Here is a 17,158-nt window from a genome sequence, read left to right on the forward strand (position 1 = left end):
GTCGCATCGATCCCAGTTTTTCTAAACCTTTGCAGTGATCGAAATTCAGATTCTATGCGGGCTCCTGCTCGCCGCGATCATTACCAAGAGGTAGAGAATCATGCCTAACTCAAGAAACTCGAACTCGGGAAATTTCGCCAACGATCGAACGAAGGCGTCTGAAGCCGGTCGCAAAGGAGGGAAGACCACCACCACGACTGTCGATAAAGAGCCTGCGAAACCCGATATGGGCCGCAAAGGTGGCCAGAAATCCAAGTAGTGGTGAAGGTGGTTTTGATTGAGAGGCGGGAGCGAAAGCTCCCGTTTGAATTTATAGAGAGGAGGGCGCGACCATGAGCCGGATGGCCACCCGATTACGCAATGCCAGTATCGCCACGTTACTGGGCCTGTGCGCCAGCACTGCCTTTGCCCAGTCCCCCGCCGAATTCATCAACGATGCCTCGGCCAAAGGCATGGCCGATATCGAGGCCAGTCGCCTGGCGCACCAGAAGTCCGAGTCCAAAGAGGTCAAGGATTACACCATCGTCGTCATCAACGACCGCACTACCGCCAACCAGCACCTGGCGAAAATCGCCAAGCAACTGGATCTGCCGGTGGCCCCACGGGAAGAGGTCGTCGACAAGGCCAAAGCCTTGATGCCGGAAGTTCAGGACGGCGCATCGTTTGATCAGGCGTACGCCGCCAGTCAGGTGAAGACAACGCAGGAGGCTATCGAGCAGCTTCAGCAGACTGCGCAGACGACCGACGTGCCGGAAATCAAAGCCTTTGCTGAAGAAACCCTGCCGAAGTTGCAGAATCATTTGCAGATGGCCAAAGCGCTACAGGCCAGTCGCTGACGCACATGTTTGGTAACCGGCTCCTGCTGCAGGAGCCGGCTTGCTGCGGGCGGCGTTCCAACGATCCAATCGCCGTGGGGTATCAGACACGCCGCTCCCGCACTCAGCAATCGTTCAAATTCTGTTTGTGCTTGTCCTTGGTCGCTAACCCCGCCAGGTCATGCACCTCATTTTCGCCCATGGCACGGTAGTGTTTACGCAGGGCCTCCAGTTGCTTGAGATCCAGCGCCTCGAGCCCGAGCATCGCGTTTTTCGCCTCTTTGTTCACCCGCAGCAACTCATCGATTTTCAAATGCAAAATGTCAGTGTCGCGGTTCTGCGTGTTCTGAATCAGGAACACCATCAGGAACGTGATGATCGTGGTCGAGGTGTTGATGATCAGTTGCCAGGTGTCGTTGTAATCAAAAATCGGCCCGCTCAACCCCCACAGACCGATGAGAATCAACGCCCCCATGAACGTCTTTGGACTGCCGGCCCACAAGGCGAGTTTCTGCGAGATTTTTGCGAATTTCATTGCCGTGTTCCTTATTGGATGCGCCTGAATGTCAGACAGCGACGGCGTGTTGAAAATTCTACTTACATCTTCATATTCGGCAGGCGACGCACGGTGCGTAAAGGGCTACTCCGTCAGCTTCATTTCAACTACCCAACTGAAATAACCCAGCGCTTCACAGTTTTTATCAATCAGCATGAATCTCAGCTCACACGCCTCAACACCGGCGGCGAGTTTTCTGCACCTCCAGTAATGGTCATCGGCCCGGTGAGTACCCGGTTCAGACGGATTTTCAGGATCGGGTGCAGGCACTGCCAGGTCGCCTTGCACCACCAGTTCAGGCGCAGAAAGGACGCCGGCGTCGCCAACGGACATGTCGTAAAACACCACGCTGTGCTCGGCGAGCAGGCTGACGGTTCTGCCACGGATATGGAAGGTCGTGGATTTGTCGGTGATCAAGGTAATTGAGCTGTCATTTATCGTACTTTGTGGCTTTGGCGATCCGTTGATGGCGAAAACAAATCCGTGAGAAATGGACGTTGGATTGTCCGCCTCCAGACTGGGCTGCGGATAACGTAAAAGCAGTGATTCGGCATCGACAACCAGCAACACATTGTTGGCGGTCGCGACGCTGGATGAAGGCGATTTGATCGGTTCGGAAGTCATCATGGATTCCTTTCATGATGGTGACACATGACGGCAGCCGCTTCGGTGCATGCAAGGCATCCCGTTCCTGTCGAGGCGGCAACGTAAGTCGGCAAAGCCCCTCGTTGCCAAGGGGCCGGACGCGCATCAGTTACGGATAGTAATGAACGGGTCCCACGAGCAGCAGCCGACGATCTTGCAATCGCGGTCAACGATCAGGAAGTGGAAGTGATACGTCACGCTGCCGCAGGACAGGGTTTCCGAAGACCAGTAATGGTTATCGACTTTCTGGCAGCTGGGCACCGACGGATTGCTGGTGTTGGGCACGGCAACGCAAGCGGTAGCCTTGCGCGGCGTGGGTGTGGAGATCAAATCGTTGCCGACATTGCCGATGAACTTGTAGAAAATCACGGCGGTTTCGAAGCTCTGCGACAGGCTGGTTTCACGCCAGCGAATCAAGTCGCCCACCTGGGCTTTCAAGTTGAGTTCGCCACCGGCCTGGCCGCTCACCACGTTGTTCTGGTTGGTCACCATGTACACGTGATTGACGTCGATCAGTGTCGGCGAAGCCGGGTTTTTGCTGATGTTCGGGTAGTTTTTCAGAATGGTTTCGGTGTCGATGGAAACCAGCACGTCCGTGACTCGAGACATTGTAAAGCTCCTTGTTCATAGTGAATGCCTGGCATCTTTCCAGGCACAACAACGCTTGCTTGCCTTGCGGTCGTTGCGCAAACACTACGGGCGGAACCCACCTGTCACGGGCATGAGCTGGCCTTGCTCCTTGAGTACAAACTGACGGGTTCGGGTTCCTTCCGATGGGCCGCGATTGGACTATAGAAGTGAAATTCAGGCTGTCAAAATTGCTTGGTGGGTAGCTCGACGAACGGTCGACTTTGGTTATGGCTTTCGATGATTTGGCGATAAGAAACTGCCTTCATATCCTTCGAGCATTCATAAGTCGGATTGGGCTGGCACACGGGGCGATGTATCGTAGCGAACCGGTTGTCGGCCCAGGTCCGGACAACGATTCGACAGGAGAACGCAATGAGTTGGTCCGCCAAGCAATACGTCGCTTTTGAAGATGAACGCACCCGCCCTGCACGCGACCTGCTTGCGGCGATCCCGCCTGTGGACGCACGCTCGGCCATCGACATCGGTTGCGGCCCCGGCAACTCGACCGAATTGCTGGTGGAGCGCTTCACCAGCGCCACAGTGCGAGGCGTTGACAGTTCGACCGACATGATCGAAGCCGCCCGCAAGCGTTTGCCGCAATTGCAGTTCGATACGGTTGACATCGCAACCTGGAACGACAGCGGCCCGTTCGACGTGATCTTTGCCAATGCGGTGCTGCAGTGGCTGCCCGATCACGCGACGTTGCTGCCTTCGCTGGCCGCCCGACTGACCCAGGGCGGCAGCCTGGCCATTCAGATGCCCGACAACCTCAACGAAGCGTCCCATCGCCTGATGCGCGAAGTGGCTGCCGATGGCCCGTGGGCCAGCAAGTTGGTAGACGCCGCCGGGCAACGCACGGAAATGGCCAGTGTCAGCGATTACTACTCGATGCTGCGACCGCACTGCGCGCGCGTCGATGTATGGCGCACCACCTACCATCATCCGCTGGCGGGCGGGGCGTCGGGCGTGGTCGAGTGGTTCAAGGGCAGTGGTTTGCGGCCGTTTCTCGAACCGCTGGATGATGCGGAAAAGGCGCAATACCTCAAGCAATATCACGCCGCGATCGAGCAGGCGTATCCGGCCCTGAGTGATGGTTCGGTGCTGCTGCCGTTCCCGCGATTGTTCATCGTCGCGACCCGCTGATGCCAGAAAGGGACAGATAACGTTATCTGTCCCTTCGTTTGGCACTCAGGTAATCGAATAGAAACGACGCAAAGCCGAACAACCCAATCATTGAAATGATCATGATCCCCAACTCTGAATTGTCCATGCTGATCTCTGCGTGAAAGGTGAGAGGGCAGGGTAGGGGTTTTTTGGTTGGGGTTGATGCTGGGCTACGGCTTCTTTACTGGGGGGCGGGGATCTATACGGAAACTATACGTGGGGCGCCAAAAAAACCTGTGGCGAGGGAGCTTGCTCCCGTTGGACTGCGCAGCAGTCCTTGTTTGGGGCCGCTTCGCGACCCAGCGGGAGCAAGCTCCCTCGCCACAGTAATGGGTCGCTCGTTCTATCTCTTAACGGACTGGCATTGGCCATCAGTGCTACCAGGCATGTCCAGATATTTGGTCATGTCGATGTCTAGCTCTGCCCAGATACACCCTGCGTATTTCGGATTAGCCGCATGCCGGTTGAAAACGCTGGCTAGTGGGATTAGGGATCGGGACTCGTGGAGAATCTCGAAATGGCCTTCGATGGCTTCGCGAGCCATGGCCACTGCTTCGTCGAGACCTTCTCCTGCGGAAAAACAACCCGGAACATCCGGGATATCCACGCCCCACGCGTGTTTGTCATCGCCGATTGAAATAGCTATCGGATAAAGCATGTTCACTTTCTCCTGCTGATCCGGTTACTGACGCTAGAAACGCGAAGGGCGCCTCGAAAGGCGCCCCTAAATCACGGCGTACTATTCCGCATCCATCCGTCGAGCAATGACATCCAGCACATCGCAGCCATCGCGCAGCGGTATGGCGCAGAGCATTGCGAAGTCGCTGAGAATCACCGAATCGGTGGCGATTTCGCCGCGCATCGCGAGGTTTTCCAGGACCTGTGTCACCGCGCCGATTCTGTAACGGGCGGAGCTGAGAAGGGAATGCAGCGGTTGGGTGGTGTTGACGTAGAAGGTGGGAAGGTCGTCGGCGTTGCTGGTTAAAGCCATGTAGTCATTCATGAGTGATCACCATATCGGAGGGAAGACCTACCACTCAATCGTCGCCAAACAATAGGGTGGTAGCTGTACGTGGGTTGGCGAACCGGGACATGGTAAAACCGGCAGACCGTGGGGTCTCCCACGCACAGCCACCAAAAAAAGAGGCAGCCAAGTGCGTTCAAAAGCACTCCGAGAAATTCTCGGAGGCTTCTGTACCAGTCATCGAGTCGCCAAACCCAATACGCCATTTGGGCGCGCTCGGACTATAGGTCTCATGACAAAGGCACAGCAATGCGCAAGTCTACGGACAATTCCCAGAGTAGTGTAGGACCTTGCCTTTTCCGCATACGGCCTCGTTTAAACCCCCGGAGAATGGGCATTGGCTCTGCGGCGTCAGTGACGGCAATCCTTTAATTCGCCAGCGAAAACGCTAACAAAACGCCGACTTCATGGGAAAACGTTAATTTCCGTGTTGAAACGGCTAATGATGCTCACGAGGCCGGTTGCTTCACGCCGCCAGGATGGCTTTCACGTTGTTTTTTCTGGTACTCCTCCGCTTTGTGCGAAGAACCTGAGTCTTTCTCCAGCGTTTTCGAATCGGCTCCGGAATTTGCACCCGAAGACTCCTCGCCCTTTTTGCTGGCCTTCTCCTCGTTTGATTCAGCGCTTTGCCCCTGATTAAGACCGGGAAGAGCGGCAGGAGGAACGGCAGTTCCTGTCGTCTTCTCAGCCGCTAGCGCATAAAACGAGCAGGAAGACAGTAGGCCCGCAAGCGTCAGAGCAGCGATTTTGGTGTTCATGCTTAAGCCTTCCGTCCGAGGGATGTACTCATTGGAAGGCAGGTTCGAGGGAGTGTGCCGGACAGCTGACGAGCGGCAGGATTTAACGGCAGGCGGAGCCGAGCAATGAATGCGGCGTGTCACCGAATCCGAACCATAAAAAAACCGGCCGTTGGGGCCGGTTTTTGCTGTTTGGAAACAAGGGCATCAGCTCTGCTGCAACACCTTCAGTGCTGCCGATGCCAGAAAACCTGAACGGCTTTTCTCTTCCGGGTGATGCAATACGTATTCGTCAATGCGGTTGAGCAGGTACCCCGGCAGGGTGATGTTCAGCTTCTGGGCTTTGCCCAGGTACTTGGTAACATCGATGTCCACCACCGCCCATGTACAACCGGCGTACTGCGGATTCGCCGCATGCAGGGTCACTTTATTCGCAGGTGGAATCGGTGAACCGTCTTCGGCAAGAATTTCGAAATGGCCCTCAATGGCTTCACGAGCCATGGCCATCGCATCATCCAGATCCTCACCTGCGGAGAAACACCCTGGAATATCCGGTACCTCCACGCCCCAAGCGTGTTCGTTATCGCCCATTGAAATCGCAATCGGGTAAAGCATCTTCACTGTCCTCTGAGGCGCTGCGCTTTGAATTCGTCAGAGCAGCGCCTGTTGCAAAATACTCAAGGCGGTTTTTTTGAGCAGGTCCTTTTTCGGATGAGGAACTGTCACCAGCCCCGGTTTGGTCGGGTGCTTGAAGTGATGATGACTGCCCTTGATACGCACCAGATACCAGCCATCCGCAACAATTTGGCTTATCAAAAATCGGCTATTCACATCACCTCCGTGTGGTGTGCTTAGGTGGTTACTATACCCACTGAATTTATATGATCAACACTATAACCACTGAGCCTTCTCGGTCACGATGGAAAGGTGGTGTGAAAAACGAGTCTAGGAGGGCGTGAGGATAGAGTTCGGAGATGGCCGCAAATGAGGCGTTTTCTGTATTGCAGGTTTTTGCCGCACCCCTTGAAGCGCTCCTGCAGCTCAATCGACGGGTATAAAAAAACCGGCCACATGGGCCGGTTTTTTCTTTCTACATCCCCGTCAAAACCATCTTAACGCGAGACCAAAAATTCGATTGGAGCGGGTGAAGGGAATCGAACCCTCGTTATCAGCTTGGGAAGCTGGAGTAATGCCATTATACGACACCCGCTCAGAGCGGCTGACTTTGTACCAGATGTGCGCGTGGAAATGAAGTTTTTCTTTGCGCGGAATGGCTTTAGCGCAGGTGAATCAAGACATCGGACCGGGTGACGGTCGTTCGCGGGCAAGCCTCGCGCCTACAGGAATGCGTTTAACGCTATAGGGCGAAGCTTGCTCGCGATGACGCTTTTTCAGATTGCGAATGCATGGTGGTCCTGGACGTAGTGGTAACGCGGTCGGCTTGCCTGCTGCTCAGGTTTCAGGAAACCCAGCAATGCGTTGCGACTGTCTCGGCAGGCGGCTTTGTGTTCCATGTCGAGAAAGTGGCCCGTCGCATCCAGCGTCGTGAAGGTGGCTTGTTTCACGTGGTCGGCGAACAACCGGGCACCATCGGCGGCGGTGTATTCGTCCCATTCGCCGTTCATGAACAGCACTGGCACGTTGATTTGCTCAGCGGCTTTGAAGAAGCATTGGCGGTCGCTGTGCAGCAGGTCGCTGATGTGGAAGTGCATCTGCCCGTATTCATGATCGGCCAGGCTGCTGACGTGCCGGTAGTTGAAGCGCTTGAACAGGGTCGGCAGGTGTTTGCCGATGGTGCTGTTCACCAGGTTGCCGACCCGGTCGCCGTCACGGCTGCCGAGGTAGTCCACACCGCGCTCGAGGTAGTCGAGCATGTGCGCGTTGATCTCCGGGGAGAACGAGCTGATCACGGCTTTTTCGATCCGTCGCGGTTGTTGGGCGAGGGCAACCAGGGTCGCGGCGCCGCCCCAGGAAAACGACAGCACGTGTTCGGCGGCGAAGTGGTCGATCAGCTCCAGGAGGATCTGCCCTTCGACTTCCTTGGTCAGCAATTTCTCATGCAGGTTGTGGGCTTTTGACTTGCCCGCGTAGGGCTGGTCGTAGCAGACCACATTGAACTGCGGGTGCAGGTTTTTCACGGTTTGTGCAAACGACGCAGTCGTGGCCATCGAGCCGTTGACCAAGATAATGGTCTTCTCTGCGGCGTCTGCGCGATAGAACTCCGTGTAAACCCGATACTGACCCTGTATATCCAGCACAGCGATTTCTGGCCTCATGTCATAAGACTCCTGGCAAGCGGGTATGCGCGCAAATGAGATTGCACGAGCTTTGTGACAGGTAGGCATACGCCTGGAATTTTGGAGGCCCATGTCGATCCATTGCAGTCCGGTCGACGGGTATTGTTATTGGCGGGCAGTCTGCCGGTCTGAGGCGGAACCTGAGGGTTCTCTAACCGACAAAAAGTTTCTTAGAAGTATGTTGTGACTCGTCAGTCACATTTCGGCTGACGACCTGATTCAAGCAGGGGAGAGGGGTTCGCGCAAGTGCCATTGGTAAATTGTTCGACAACTTCTGCTGAGCGGTAGGCTGCTTAGATCAAATGGATCTCTTCGGTGCGCAACGCGCGGTACTCGCCCGGTTTTAGCGCGTTATCGAGCACCAGCGGGCCCATGCGTTCGCGGTGCAGGCGCAGCACTTTGTTGTCGAAGTGGCCGAACATCCGCTTCACCTGGTGATAACGGCCTTCGACGATGCTCAGTCGTGCCGATCTCGGCCCGAGCACGATCAGCTCGGCTGGTTGGGTAGTGAGGTCTTCAAAGGCGAAGTACAGGCCTTCTGTGAATTTCAGGGCGTATTCCGGGCCGATCTCCTGTTCGGTCTCTACGTAGTAGACCTTGGGCAGTTTGGTCTGCGGTTGAGTCAGGCGTCGCGACCAGCTGCCGTCGTTGGTGATCAGCATCAGACCGGTGGTGTTGAAGTCGAGGCGGCCGGCGATGTGCAGGTCTTGCTTGTCCGGTCGTGGATCAGATCGAGGACGGTCGGGTGTTCCGGGTCGCGGGTGGCGCTGACGCATCCGGGCGGTTTGTGCAGCATGAAGTAGCGGGCGGGTTTGCCGACTTGCAGGACTTCCTCATCGACCTCGACACGGCTGAACTCCAGCACTTCGGCATGCGGGTCGCTGACGACTTTTCCGTCAACCCGCACGCGTTGTTCCACCAGCAACAGGCGAACCTGCTGACGGTTGAAGCGGGGCAGGTTGCTGAGGAAGCGGTCAACGCGCATGAATTGAGATCGGCAGGAAAAGGGCCGCGCATCTTACGCGATCCGCCGGGCCGCTGCTTACAACTGCGACTCGACCTGCGCGCAGCGTGGGCACAGGCAGGATTGGTCGCGCAGCTCGGCGGGCAGCGCTTCGAGTACCGCCGGGTCGATGCTGACGCTGTAGCACCAGCAGGGCCGATCGGCGGTTCGCGGGTCGGCCAGGGTGCAGGCATTGGAGGCGCCGCAAGCGGGGCAGATTTCAGGCTTGTTCATGTAGGACTATGCATAACTGGTGTGAGGCATTTCCGCGCAGGTACGGTTACGGCCGGATTGCTTGGCCCGATACATCGCATGATCGGCCCGAGAGAGCAGGGTGTGCAAGGTGTCATCCGGTTGCAAAGTGGTCAAGCCGATGCTCACCGTCAGGTGCAAGGCCTGATCGTTGTAGGCATAACGCTGTTCCTCGACATGTTGGCGAATTTTCTCGGCGATCTTCAGACCGGTCTCACCGTCCGTGTCCTTGAGCAACACAATGAACTCTTCACCGCCCCAGCGACAAACGATGTCGGAATGGCGCAGGCAACTCTCCAGGTCCCGTGCGAAGCCGATCAGCACCTGATCGCCGGCGAGGTGACCGTAGGTGTCGTTCAAGGCCTTGAAGTGGTCCAGGTCCAGCAGCAACGCGGTCAGCGGTTTCGGTTCGCGTTGGGCTTCGTGCATGGCTTGCGCGGCCAGCAGGTCGAAGCCGCGACGGTTCGGCAGTTCGGTGAGGCTGTCGAGCGTCGCCTGCGCCTGGATCTTGCCCTGATAGCGTTTGATCACCCGGTTGAGCAGCATCAGCACGATCAGCGTAACGAGCAGGCAGATCAGCAGATTGAGGTACAGCGACTGACGGATTTCACTCAGGGCGCCGTCTTCGCGCTTGTCGACGAACAGGTACCAGTTCAGCTCCGGAATGAACCGCACGTTGAGGAAATGCCCCTGGCCCTGGACGGAATATTCGTAGCTGCCGCTGTGGGGTTTGGGCAACTGGCTAACCAGGCCCGTCATGCTCTCGAGTTCGCTGAGTTTTTGCCCGATATGCGCACCCTGGGGGCCACCCTCGGCGCCGGTGAGCACCAGTCGACCGAAGCTGTCGACGAAATACACACTGCGTTGATAGCGCTGTTGATACTTGTCGATCAGCTTGATCACCGCATCCACCGTCAGGCCGACGCCCGCCGCACCGATGAAACGGTCGTTGTAGTCGTAGACCTTGTAGTTGATGAAGAAGGTCAGGTTGTCCTTGTTGGCAAGATCCGGGTCGACGTTGATCTCGTAGGGGTCGGCCATGTCACGCACGCGGAAATACCAGGCGTCGCGCGGTTCATTGGCCTTGACCTGCTTGAGCACGCCTTTGGCGTGGTAGTAGGTGAGCGTGCCGTTGGAGACGAAAAATGCGGTGTAGGCGCCGTAGTGGGTCATGACCTCGTTGAGGTAGCGGGTCATCTGGTCGGGGTCGTTTTCGCCGTTGACCACCCAGTCGCGCATGAAGGTATCGCGGGACATCATCGAGGAAATCAGGATCGGTCTGACGAGGTCTTTCTGGATTTCCGAATAGACCGTGTCCGACGTCAGCGGCAGCTCGGTGTTGACGATGTTGTCGCGGATCGAGGCGCGCGAGGCGTAGTAGCTCAGGAATGACGTGGCGAGAAACCCCGCGCCCAGCAGCGCGATCAGCGTGAGGACCAGCGAACGTTGCGAATACAGCGGCGAGTGAAGCGGCATGACGATTCCGTTGGCAGTGACCCGTTGGGGAGCATTCTAGTGGGACTGCGGGGAAATAACTGCGGGATTTGTGGGGTGAATCGGTCGGGATCAGGTGCGATAGCGTCTGTGCGGACGCCATCGCGGGCAAGCCCGCTCCCACAAGGACTGCGCAAAACCTGCGGGAGCGGGCTTGCCCGCGAATCGTGAGATCAACCCCGATCTGTCAGATACGCCCGCCATCCACCCAGATGACTGATATTCACCGCACCTTCCAATCCATATGCCTCACAGATAAACCCGCTCTCCCAACGCCCATCCGCCAGTTGCACCTTGCCCAACCCCAGCGGCGCCGGAATCCCGGTCAGGAACGAACCCAGTTCACTGCTCGGCAACTCCCAGACCTCCACCGCAATCGCCACGCCGCCGTCCTTCACCCGAACCATCCCCGGACGAAACGGCGGACCACCGGCCAACGCATACAGCTGATAGTCCGGTGAGCTGAACGTTGACTCGACCAACGTCGCGCCGCGCCGCTTCAGTTGCCAGTTCAGTGCCAATCCATCCAGATGCGCACCGCACACCACCAACCGAGCGCGGTCATTACGGGCGACTGCCGAAGCGGCAGGCGCCTGCGAACGACGCTGAAACGCATCCGCCACGCTCAACAGATACTGGTCGGTAAACGCCCGGCCAAACAGCGTCACACCCCACGGCAAACCATTGCCCATGAACCCGCTCGGCACGGCGACGGCGGCGTAATCAAGCAGGTTCATGAAGTTGGTGTAGTAACCCAATTCAGAATTGCGCAGCACCGGCTCAGCTTCAAGTTCCGCCAATGTCACCGGGCGGCCAATGGTCGGGGTGACCACGCAATCCAGTCCTTCCAGCGCCTTGTCGCACAGGGCTTTCAAGGCTTGCAGCCGATACTGCGCACGGAACGTTTGCACGCCGCTCACCGCTGGCGCCTTGGCCAGCACGGCACGAATCACCGGCAACACCGCTTGCGGGTTCTGCTCCATCAACTCACCGGCAACGCTGTAGCGCTCCGCCACCCACGGGCCTTCGTAAAGCAAACGCGCGGCTTCGAGAAACGGCGACATATCCAGTTCCACCGCTTCACCGCCCAACCCTTTGAGCTGATCGACGGCGTCTTCAAACAACAGCGGACCTTGCGGGCAACCGAAGAACTCCAGGTCCTGCGCACGTGGCACACCAAAGCGGAAGGGACGCGGAGTGCCAAACGCCGAGCCGTCATTCCACAGCGGATTCCTGCGGCTGTATTCGTCCCGCGGATCAAGGTGTGCGGTGAGCGCCAGCAACTGGCTCGCTTCCCGCGCCGTCGCGGTAAACGTCGTGACGCAATCGAGCGTGCGACACGCCGGCACCACACCCGCCGTGGAGATCAGCCCTTTGGTGGCTTTCATCCCCACCAGATTGTTCAGTGCCGCCGGCACGCGCCCGGAACCTGCGGTGTCCGTGCCCAACGAAAAACTCGCCACCCCCAGCGCCACCGCCAGCGAAGAGCCGGCGCTGGAACCGCCCGACGGATACTCCGGCAACACGCTGTTCGGGCAGGCGCCATACGGCGAGCGACTGCCATTGAGGCCAGTGGCGAACTGATCAAGATTGGTCTTGCCCAGCGGGATCGCCCCCAGCGCCAGCAACTGCTCGACGATGGTCGCCGACTGCTGCGGCACATAGGCAAACGCCGGGCACGCTGCCGTGGTCGGAATGCCCGCCAGATCGATGTTGTCCTTGATCGCGAACGGCACGCCATACAAGGGCAGGCTGTCGATGTCCCGACCGTCGAGCGCGGCGAGGTACGGTTCCAGTTCTTCAACACTGAGCAAGTGGATGAACAGGTGATAGTCCGGGTTCAGCGCCGCGGCTCTGTCGCGCAGGTTCAGCAGCAATTGACGAGGCGTGATGTTGCCGACGCGATAAGCACTGCGCAGGGCGTCGAGTTGTAGATTGATGGTCATGGCGTTAATCCTTTTTCAAATGGGTTCAGTCGAGTTCCAGCACCACGACGCGCTGTCCGGCGCGCACCGCCGAACCTGGTTGCACGCGGATCTCGCGCACCACGCCGGCCATGGGCGCGAGTAGCGGAATTTCCATCTTCATTGACTCCAGAATCACCAGGACATCACCGACGGCCACGCGGCTGCCGGTCTGCACCTGAACCTGCCAGAGGTTGCCGGCGATGTGGCTGTCGACGCTCATTTCGCCGCTGGCCAGCGCTGAATCTTCGGTCGTCTCCGAGACCGCTTCTTCACTGTCGAAATGCGCCTGGCCGCTGGCGATCCAGCGCTCGCGTTCGGCGTTGAACGCGCCTTGTTGCTGCTCGCGAAACGCGGCAATGGTCTCGGCTTCTTTCACCAGAAACGCCTGATAGTCCGCGAGGTTCAACTGGCTGTGCTCGATGTTCAGCTCGAAACGCCCGAGGGGGAAATCCCGACGGATGCGCAGCAGTTCATCGGCGCTCACCGGGTAGAAGCGGATCTGGTCGAAGAAGCGCAGCAGCCACGGTTTGCCATCGAACGCGGCGACCTCCCGGTAGCGGTTCCACATCTGCAAGGTGCGCCCGACGAACTGATAACCGCCGGGGCCTTCCATGCCGTAAACGCACATGTAGGCGCCACCGATGCCCACCGAGTTTTCCGCGGTCCAGGTGCGCGCCGGGTTGTACTTGGTGGTCACCAGACGATGGCGCGGGTCGAGCGGGGTGGCGACCGGTGCGCCGAGGTACACGTCACCCAGGCCCATCACCAGGTAACTGGCATCGAACACGGTGCGCTGTACTTCGTCGAGGTTCGGCAGGTCGTTGATGCGGCGGATGAACTCCAGATTGCTCGGGCACCATGGTGCGTCCTTGCGTACGGTAGTCATGTACTTTTCGATCGCCAATTGGCAGGCCGGGTCATCCCAGGACAGTGGCAAATGGACGATGCGCGAAGGGACTTGCAGGTCCTTGGCGGCGCACACTGAATCCCATTCACCGGCGACGATACCGAGCAGATCGGTCAGCGACAGTTGCTCGGGTTGGTAGTGCACTTGCAGCGAGCGGATGCCGGGTGTGAGGTCGATGACACCGTGCAGGTGTTTGCTTTCCAGGGCTTGCATCAGGGCGTGGGCGCGGAAGCGCAGAACAAGGTCCAGTTCCGGTGCACCAATCTCCAGAAGCAAATGCGTATCGCCCGAAAGGCGTGCAACCAACCGCGTATCTCCCTGACCCAAATCCAAAACCACAGGCGACACAATCCCCTGTGGGAGCGAGCCTGCTCGCGATAGCGGTGTGTCAGTCTCATTGATGCTGAATGCACTGCCCTCATCGCGAGCAGGCTCGCTCCCACAGGGGGGATTCCATTTCAGGGCGAGAGTGCGGGCGGTCTGGAGATCGACGGGGAAGAACTGGACTTTGTCGCCAGCCTTGAGTTGCCCAAGCTGCCAGAGATCCGCCTCGATCACCGTCACCGGGCACACAAACCCGCCCAGGCTCGGACCATCCGGCCCCAGGATCACCGGCATATCCCCGGTGAAATCCACGGCGCCAATGGCGTACGGATTGTCGTGAATGTTCGACGGATGCAGCCCCGCCTCGCCACCGTCCGCACGTACCCATTCCGGCTTCGGCCCGATCAGCCGCACGCCGGTGCGGCTGGAGTTGAAATGCACTTCCCACTGAGTCGCGAAGAAGATGCCGATGTAGTTTTCGGTGAAGTATTCCGGTGCGCCATGCGGGCCGTAGATCACCCGGATCTGCCGCACGGCAGGCAATTCAGCGATTTCAGACAGTTGCGAGCCGGCGCTTCGGTCGCTCAGGGCAGGCACATGCAACACGTCACCCGCGCGCAACGCCCGACCACCATGCCCGCCAAACTGCCCGAGGGTGAAGGTGCTTTTACTGCCCAGATAATCCGGCACTTGCAGCCCGCCGCGCAGGCACAGATAGCTGCGAGCGCCCGCACCGGCAATCGTCCCGAGGCTCAGTGTGGCCCCGGCCGGAATCAGCAGCGCTGTGTTCATCGCGACGATTTCACCGTTCAACGTCAACGGAATGACTGCGCCGGTGACCGCCACCACGGCGTCGCAATTGAAGCGCAGCAACGGCCCGCTCATGGTGATTTCCAGCGCAGCGGCGCCTTCGTCGTTACCCAGCAAAAGGTTGCCCAGGCGCAACGCGCGACTGTCCATCGGCCCCGACGGCGGCACGCCCACGGCCCAGTATCCAAGGCGTCCGGGATAGTCTTGAACACTGGTCTGCGTACCGGCGCTGAGTACTTCGAACGTGTTGGCCTGATAGACCAGATGTTCGAGGCAACGGGTCCACGGCTGACCGCTGGCGAAGGGCGCATCGAGCAAAATCTGCCGCAGGTAATCGCGGTTGGTTTCCACACCGTAGAGCAGGCTGTCGCCCAATGCCTGATGCAGATCGGCCCGCGCTTCTTCGCGAGTCGGCGCCCAACAAATGACTTTGGCAATCATCGGATCGAAGTACGGCGGAATCTCGCAGCCGGCCTCGACCCAGGTGTCGATGCGCAGCTGTTTGCCATCGGCGACGGGGAAATTCACAGCGGTCAACAAACCGGGGCTCGGCTGAAAATCCCGACCTGGGTCTTCCGCATACAACCTCGCCTGAATCGCATGGCCGGCGGCTTTCAAGCCTTGGCTCAACACGCTCAACGGCGGTAAATCACCGGCCGCCAGTTCCACCATCCAGCGCACCAGGTCCACGCCCCACACCTGTTCGGTGACGCCGTGCTCCACCTGCAAACGGGTGTTCACTTCGAGAAAATAGAAACGTCGGGCCTCGCTGTCGAAGACGAATTCCACGGTGCCGGCGCTGCGGTAATTCACCGCTTTCGCCAGTTTGATCGCGGCGGCACACAACTCATCGGCCATGCCATCGGGCAGGTTCGGCGCCGGGGTTTCTTCGAGGACTTTCTGGTTGCGGCGCTGCACCGAGCAATCGCGTACGCCGAGGGCGATCACTTCACCGCGACCGTCGCCGAACACCTGAACTTCCAGGTGCCGAGCGCGCTGGATGTACTTCTCGATGAACACCCCGGCGTCGCTGAAATTGTTCTGCCCAAGGCGTTTTACCGCTTCAAAGGATTCGCTCAACTCGGCGGCGCTGCGGCACACGCGCATGCCGATGCCACCACCACCGGCGGTACTTTTGAGCATCACCGGGTAACCCACCTGTTCACCGGCGATCAGCGCCGCGTCGAGGCTGTCGAGCAGCTCGGTGCCTTCGAGCATTGGCACGCCGTGTTGCTTGGCCAAGGCACGTGCGGTGTGTTTGAGGCCGAACACGCGCAGCTGTTCTGGGGTCGGGCCGATGAAAGCAATGTCGGCGGCTTCGCAGGCTTCGGCGAACGCGGCGTTTTCCGAAAGGAAACCGTAGCCGGGATGAATCGCCGTGGCGCCGGTGGCTTTGGCGATGGCGAGGATTTTGTCGACCGCCAGATAGGTGCCGGCCGCCGCGCCTTCACCGAGGCTGTGGGCTTCATCAGCGTGCAGAATGTGCAGGCTCGCGGCATCGGCTTCGGAGTACACGGCGACGCCGTTGACGTGCAGTTCACGCAGGGTGCGCAGGATGCGGCAGGCAATGGCGCCACGGTTGGCAATCAGGACTTTTTCGAACATGGCATAGACCCCGGAGGGGATGCGGGCCGTCCCGCAGTTTTTCGTTGGGCGCCGGGGTCGTCCCCGACGGCAAAAAACGTTCACTCAAAAACACCACAGCCCCCTGTGGGAGCGAGCCTGCTCGCGATGGCGTCGGAACATTCAACATCGATGTCGACTGTCACACCGCTATCGCGAGCAGGCTCGCTCCCACATGTTTCAGTGGTGTTTTGGCTGTTTGAGGCATTGGCTGGAACGGGCCTGGCACAGGGCAAACAACCATCTGCGCAACCACACTAATTTCAGTTCCATACCAATAACTCCGCAGGCGTAGGGTTGTAGGCATTGCACGGATTGTTCAGTTGCGGGCAATTGGAAATCAGCACGATCACATCCATCTCCGCCCGCAGGTCCACGTACTTGCCCGGTGCTGAAATGCCGTCTTCAAACGTCAGCCCGCCATCCGCCGTGACCGGCACGTTCATGAAGAAATTGATGTTCGGTCCGATGTCGCCCTTGCCCAGTCGCCCGTCGTGGACGCAGGCGCGAAGGTAGTTGTCGCGGCAGCTGTGCATGTAGCGTTTTTCCAGGGCGTAACGCACGGTGTTGCTCTCTTGCGCACAGGCTCCGCCCAGGGTGTCGTGGCGGCCGCAGGTGTCGGCGACGATGGTCAGCATCGGTTTGCCGAGGTTGGAATACAGCACGCTGCCGGTGCTCAGGTAGACGCTGTTTTGCCGGCGCAAGGTGCGTTGCACGTCGTAGCGTTCTTTTGGATTGGCGACGCTGTAGAACAAGGTATCGACGGCCTGGTTACCTTCCAGATCGAGGATGCGCAGGGTCTGGCCGGCCTTGACTTCCATCAGCCAGGGTTCACCGGCGGGGATGGTGGCGCGGTAGACCGCCGTTTCTGGATGCTTTTGAGCGGTGGCGATTGCGAGTGACATGGCAG

16 protein-coding genes, 1 tRNA gene and 2 pseudogenes are annotated in these 17,158 nt (G+C 58.8%); 3 read left to right on the forward strand and 16 right to left on the reverse strand.

The features are described from left to right. Positions 1-100: 100 nt before the first annotated feature. Both ACM1ZW_RS15935 and ACM1ZW_RS15940 read left to right on the forward strand, forming a co-directional pair. The gene (locus ACM1ZW_RS15935; protein ID WP_080995118.1) at positions 101-259 is read left to right on the forward strand and encodes a KGG domain-containing protein; all 159 of its coding nucleotides are present in this window, start codon (positions 101-103) and stop codon (positions 257-259) included. A gap of 73 nt (positions 260-332) precedes the next feature. After that, the gene (locus ACM1ZW_RS15940; RefSeq protein ID WP_414879581.1) at positions 333-836 is read left to right on the forward strand and encodes a DUF4142 domain-containing protein; all 504 of its coding nucleotides are present in this window, start codon (positions 333-335) and stop codon (positions 834-836) included. Between the two features lie 103 nt (positions 837-939). On the opposite strand, the gene ACM1ZW_RS15945 is transcribed toward ACM1ZW_RS15940, so the two are convergent. From ACM1ZW_RS15945 to ACM1ZW_RS15955, 3 genes are all read right to left on the reverse strand, one after another. Then, the gene (locus ACM1ZW_RS15945) at positions 940-1,350 is read right to left on the reverse strand and encodes a low affinity iron permease family protein (protein WP_414879582.1); all 411 of its coding nucleotides are present in this window, start codon (positions 1,348-1,350) and stop codon (positions 940-942) included. A gap of 105 nt (positions 1,351-1,455) precedes the next feature. Further along, on the reverse strand, positions 1,456-1,995 hold the full coding sequence (locus ACM1ZW_RS15950; RefSeq protein WP_416740817.1) for an AidA/PixA family protein: 540 nt from the start codon (positions 1,993-1,995) through the stop codon (positions 1,456-1,458). Between the two features lie 126 nt (positions 1,996-2,121). Then, entirely contained in the window at positions 2,122-2,625 is a 504-nt protein-coding gene (locus ACM1ZW_RS15955) for an inclusion body family protein (RefSeq protein WP_017336890.1), read from the reverse strand. A gap of 393 nt (positions 2,626-3,018) precedes the next feature. Here ACM1ZW_RS15955 and tam point away from each other — a divergent pair, with 393 nt between their 5' ends. Continuing rightward, positions 3,019-3,789 carry a trans-aconitate 2-methyltransferase gene (gene tam / locus ACM1ZW_RS15960; RefSeq protein WP_416738879.1) on the forward strand — a complete coding sequence of 257 codons (771 nt, stop codon included), beginning with the start codon at positions 3,019-3,021 and terminating at the stop codon, positions 3,787-3,789. A 412-nt stretch (positions 3,790-4,201) separates the two neighbouring features. Here the strand turns inward: tam and ACM1ZW_RS15965 are convergent. The 13 genes and pseudogenes from ACM1ZW_RS15965 to ACM1ZW_RS16025 form a co-directional block, all read right to left on the reverse strand. Continuing rightward, positions 4,202-4,468, reverse strand: a pseudogene (locus ACM1ZW_RS15965) (type II toxin-antitoxin system HicB family antitoxin); the annotation flags it as partial. Positions 4,469-4,549: 81 nt separating this feature from the next. After that, positions 4,550-4,813 (reverse strand): short-chain dehydrogenase, encoded by a 264-nt coding sequence (locus ACM1ZW_RS15970; RefSeq protein WP_416738880.1) that lies wholly within the window; start codon positions 4,811-4,813, stop codon positions 4,550-4,552. 470 nt (positions 4,814-5,283) lie between these two features. Next, positions 5,284-5,592, reverse strand: coding sequence for a hypothetical protein (locus ACM1ZW_RS15975; protein WP_017336894.1), 309 nt, complete (start codon positions 5,590-5,592; stop codon positions 5,284-5,286). 186 nt (positions 5,593-5,778) lie between these two features. Further along, the gene (locus tag ACM1ZW_RS15980; RefSeq protein ID WP_031318476.1) at positions 5,779-6,186 is read right to left on the reverse strand and encodes a type II toxin-antitoxin system HicB family antitoxin; all 408 of its coding nucleotides are present in this window, start codon (positions 6,184-6,186) and stop codon (positions 5,779-5,781) included. Positions 6,187-6,222: 36 nt separating this feature from the next. Further along, complete coding sequence (locus tag ACM1ZW_RS15985; RefSeq protein ID WP_017336896.1) at positions 6,223-6,402, reverse strand: type II toxin-antitoxin system HicA family toxin; 180 nt, start codon at positions 6,400-6,402, stop codon at positions 6,223-6,225. 305 nt (positions 6,403-6,707) lie between these two features. Then, a tRNA-Gly gene (locus ACM1ZW_RS15990) sits at positions 6,708-6,781 on the reverse strand. 181 nt (positions 6,782-6,962) lie between these two features. After that, on the reverse strand, positions 6,963-7,847 hold the full coding sequence (locus ACM1ZW_RS15995) for an alpha/beta fold hydrolase (protein ID WP_414884930.1): 885 nt from the start codon (positions 7,845-7,847) through the stop codon (positions 6,963-6,965). 314 nt (positions 7,848-8,161) lie between these two features. Further along, positions 8,162-8,853: pseudogene (locus ACM1ZW_RS16000) on the reverse strand (pseudouridine synthase). A 57-nt stretch (positions 8,854-8,910) separates the two neighbouring features. Then, on the reverse strand, positions 8,911-9,105 hold the full coding sequence (locus ACM1ZW_RS16005; protein ID WP_017336944.1) for a cysteine-rich CWC family protein: 195 nt from the start codon (positions 9,103-9,105) through the stop codon (positions 8,911-8,913). Between the two features lie 6 nt (positions 9,106-9,111). Beyond that, the gene (locus tag ACM1ZW_RS16010; protein ID WP_414879585.1) at positions 9,112-10,599 is read right to left on the reverse strand and encodes a diguanylate cyclase; all 1,488 of its coding nucleotides are present in this window, start codon (positions 10,597-10,599) and stop codon (positions 9,112-9,114) included. A gap of 191 nt (positions 10,600-10,790) precedes the next feature. Then, positions 10,791-12,563, reverse strand: coding sequence for an allophanate hydrolase (gene atzF, locus ACM1ZW_RS16015; protein ID WP_414879586.1), 1,773 nt, complete (start codon positions 12,561-12,563; stop codon positions 10,791-10,793). A 25-nt stretch (positions 12,564-12,588) separates the two neighbouring features. Then, entirely contained in the window at positions 12,589-16,230 is a 3,642-nt protein-coding gene (gene uca / locus ACM1ZW_RS16020; RefSeq protein WP_416738882.1) for an urea carboxylase, read from the reverse strand. Positions 16,231-16,511: 281 nt separating this feature from the next. Further along, positions 16,512-17,153: an urea amidolyase associated protein UAAP2 gene (locus ACM1ZW_RS16025; protein ID WP_017336948.1), complete on the reverse strand. Its 642-nt coding sequence runs from the start codon at positions 17,151-17,153 to the stop codon at positions 16,512-16,514. Positions 17,154-17,158: the final 5 nt, after the last annotated feature.

Source organism: Pseudomonas sp. NFX71 (assembly GCF_048079215.1).
In the GTDB taxonomy this organism is placed as follows: Bacteria; Pseudomonadota; Gammaproteobacteria; order Pseudomonadales; family Pseudomonadaceae; genus Aquipseudomonas; species Aquipseudomonas fluorescens_B.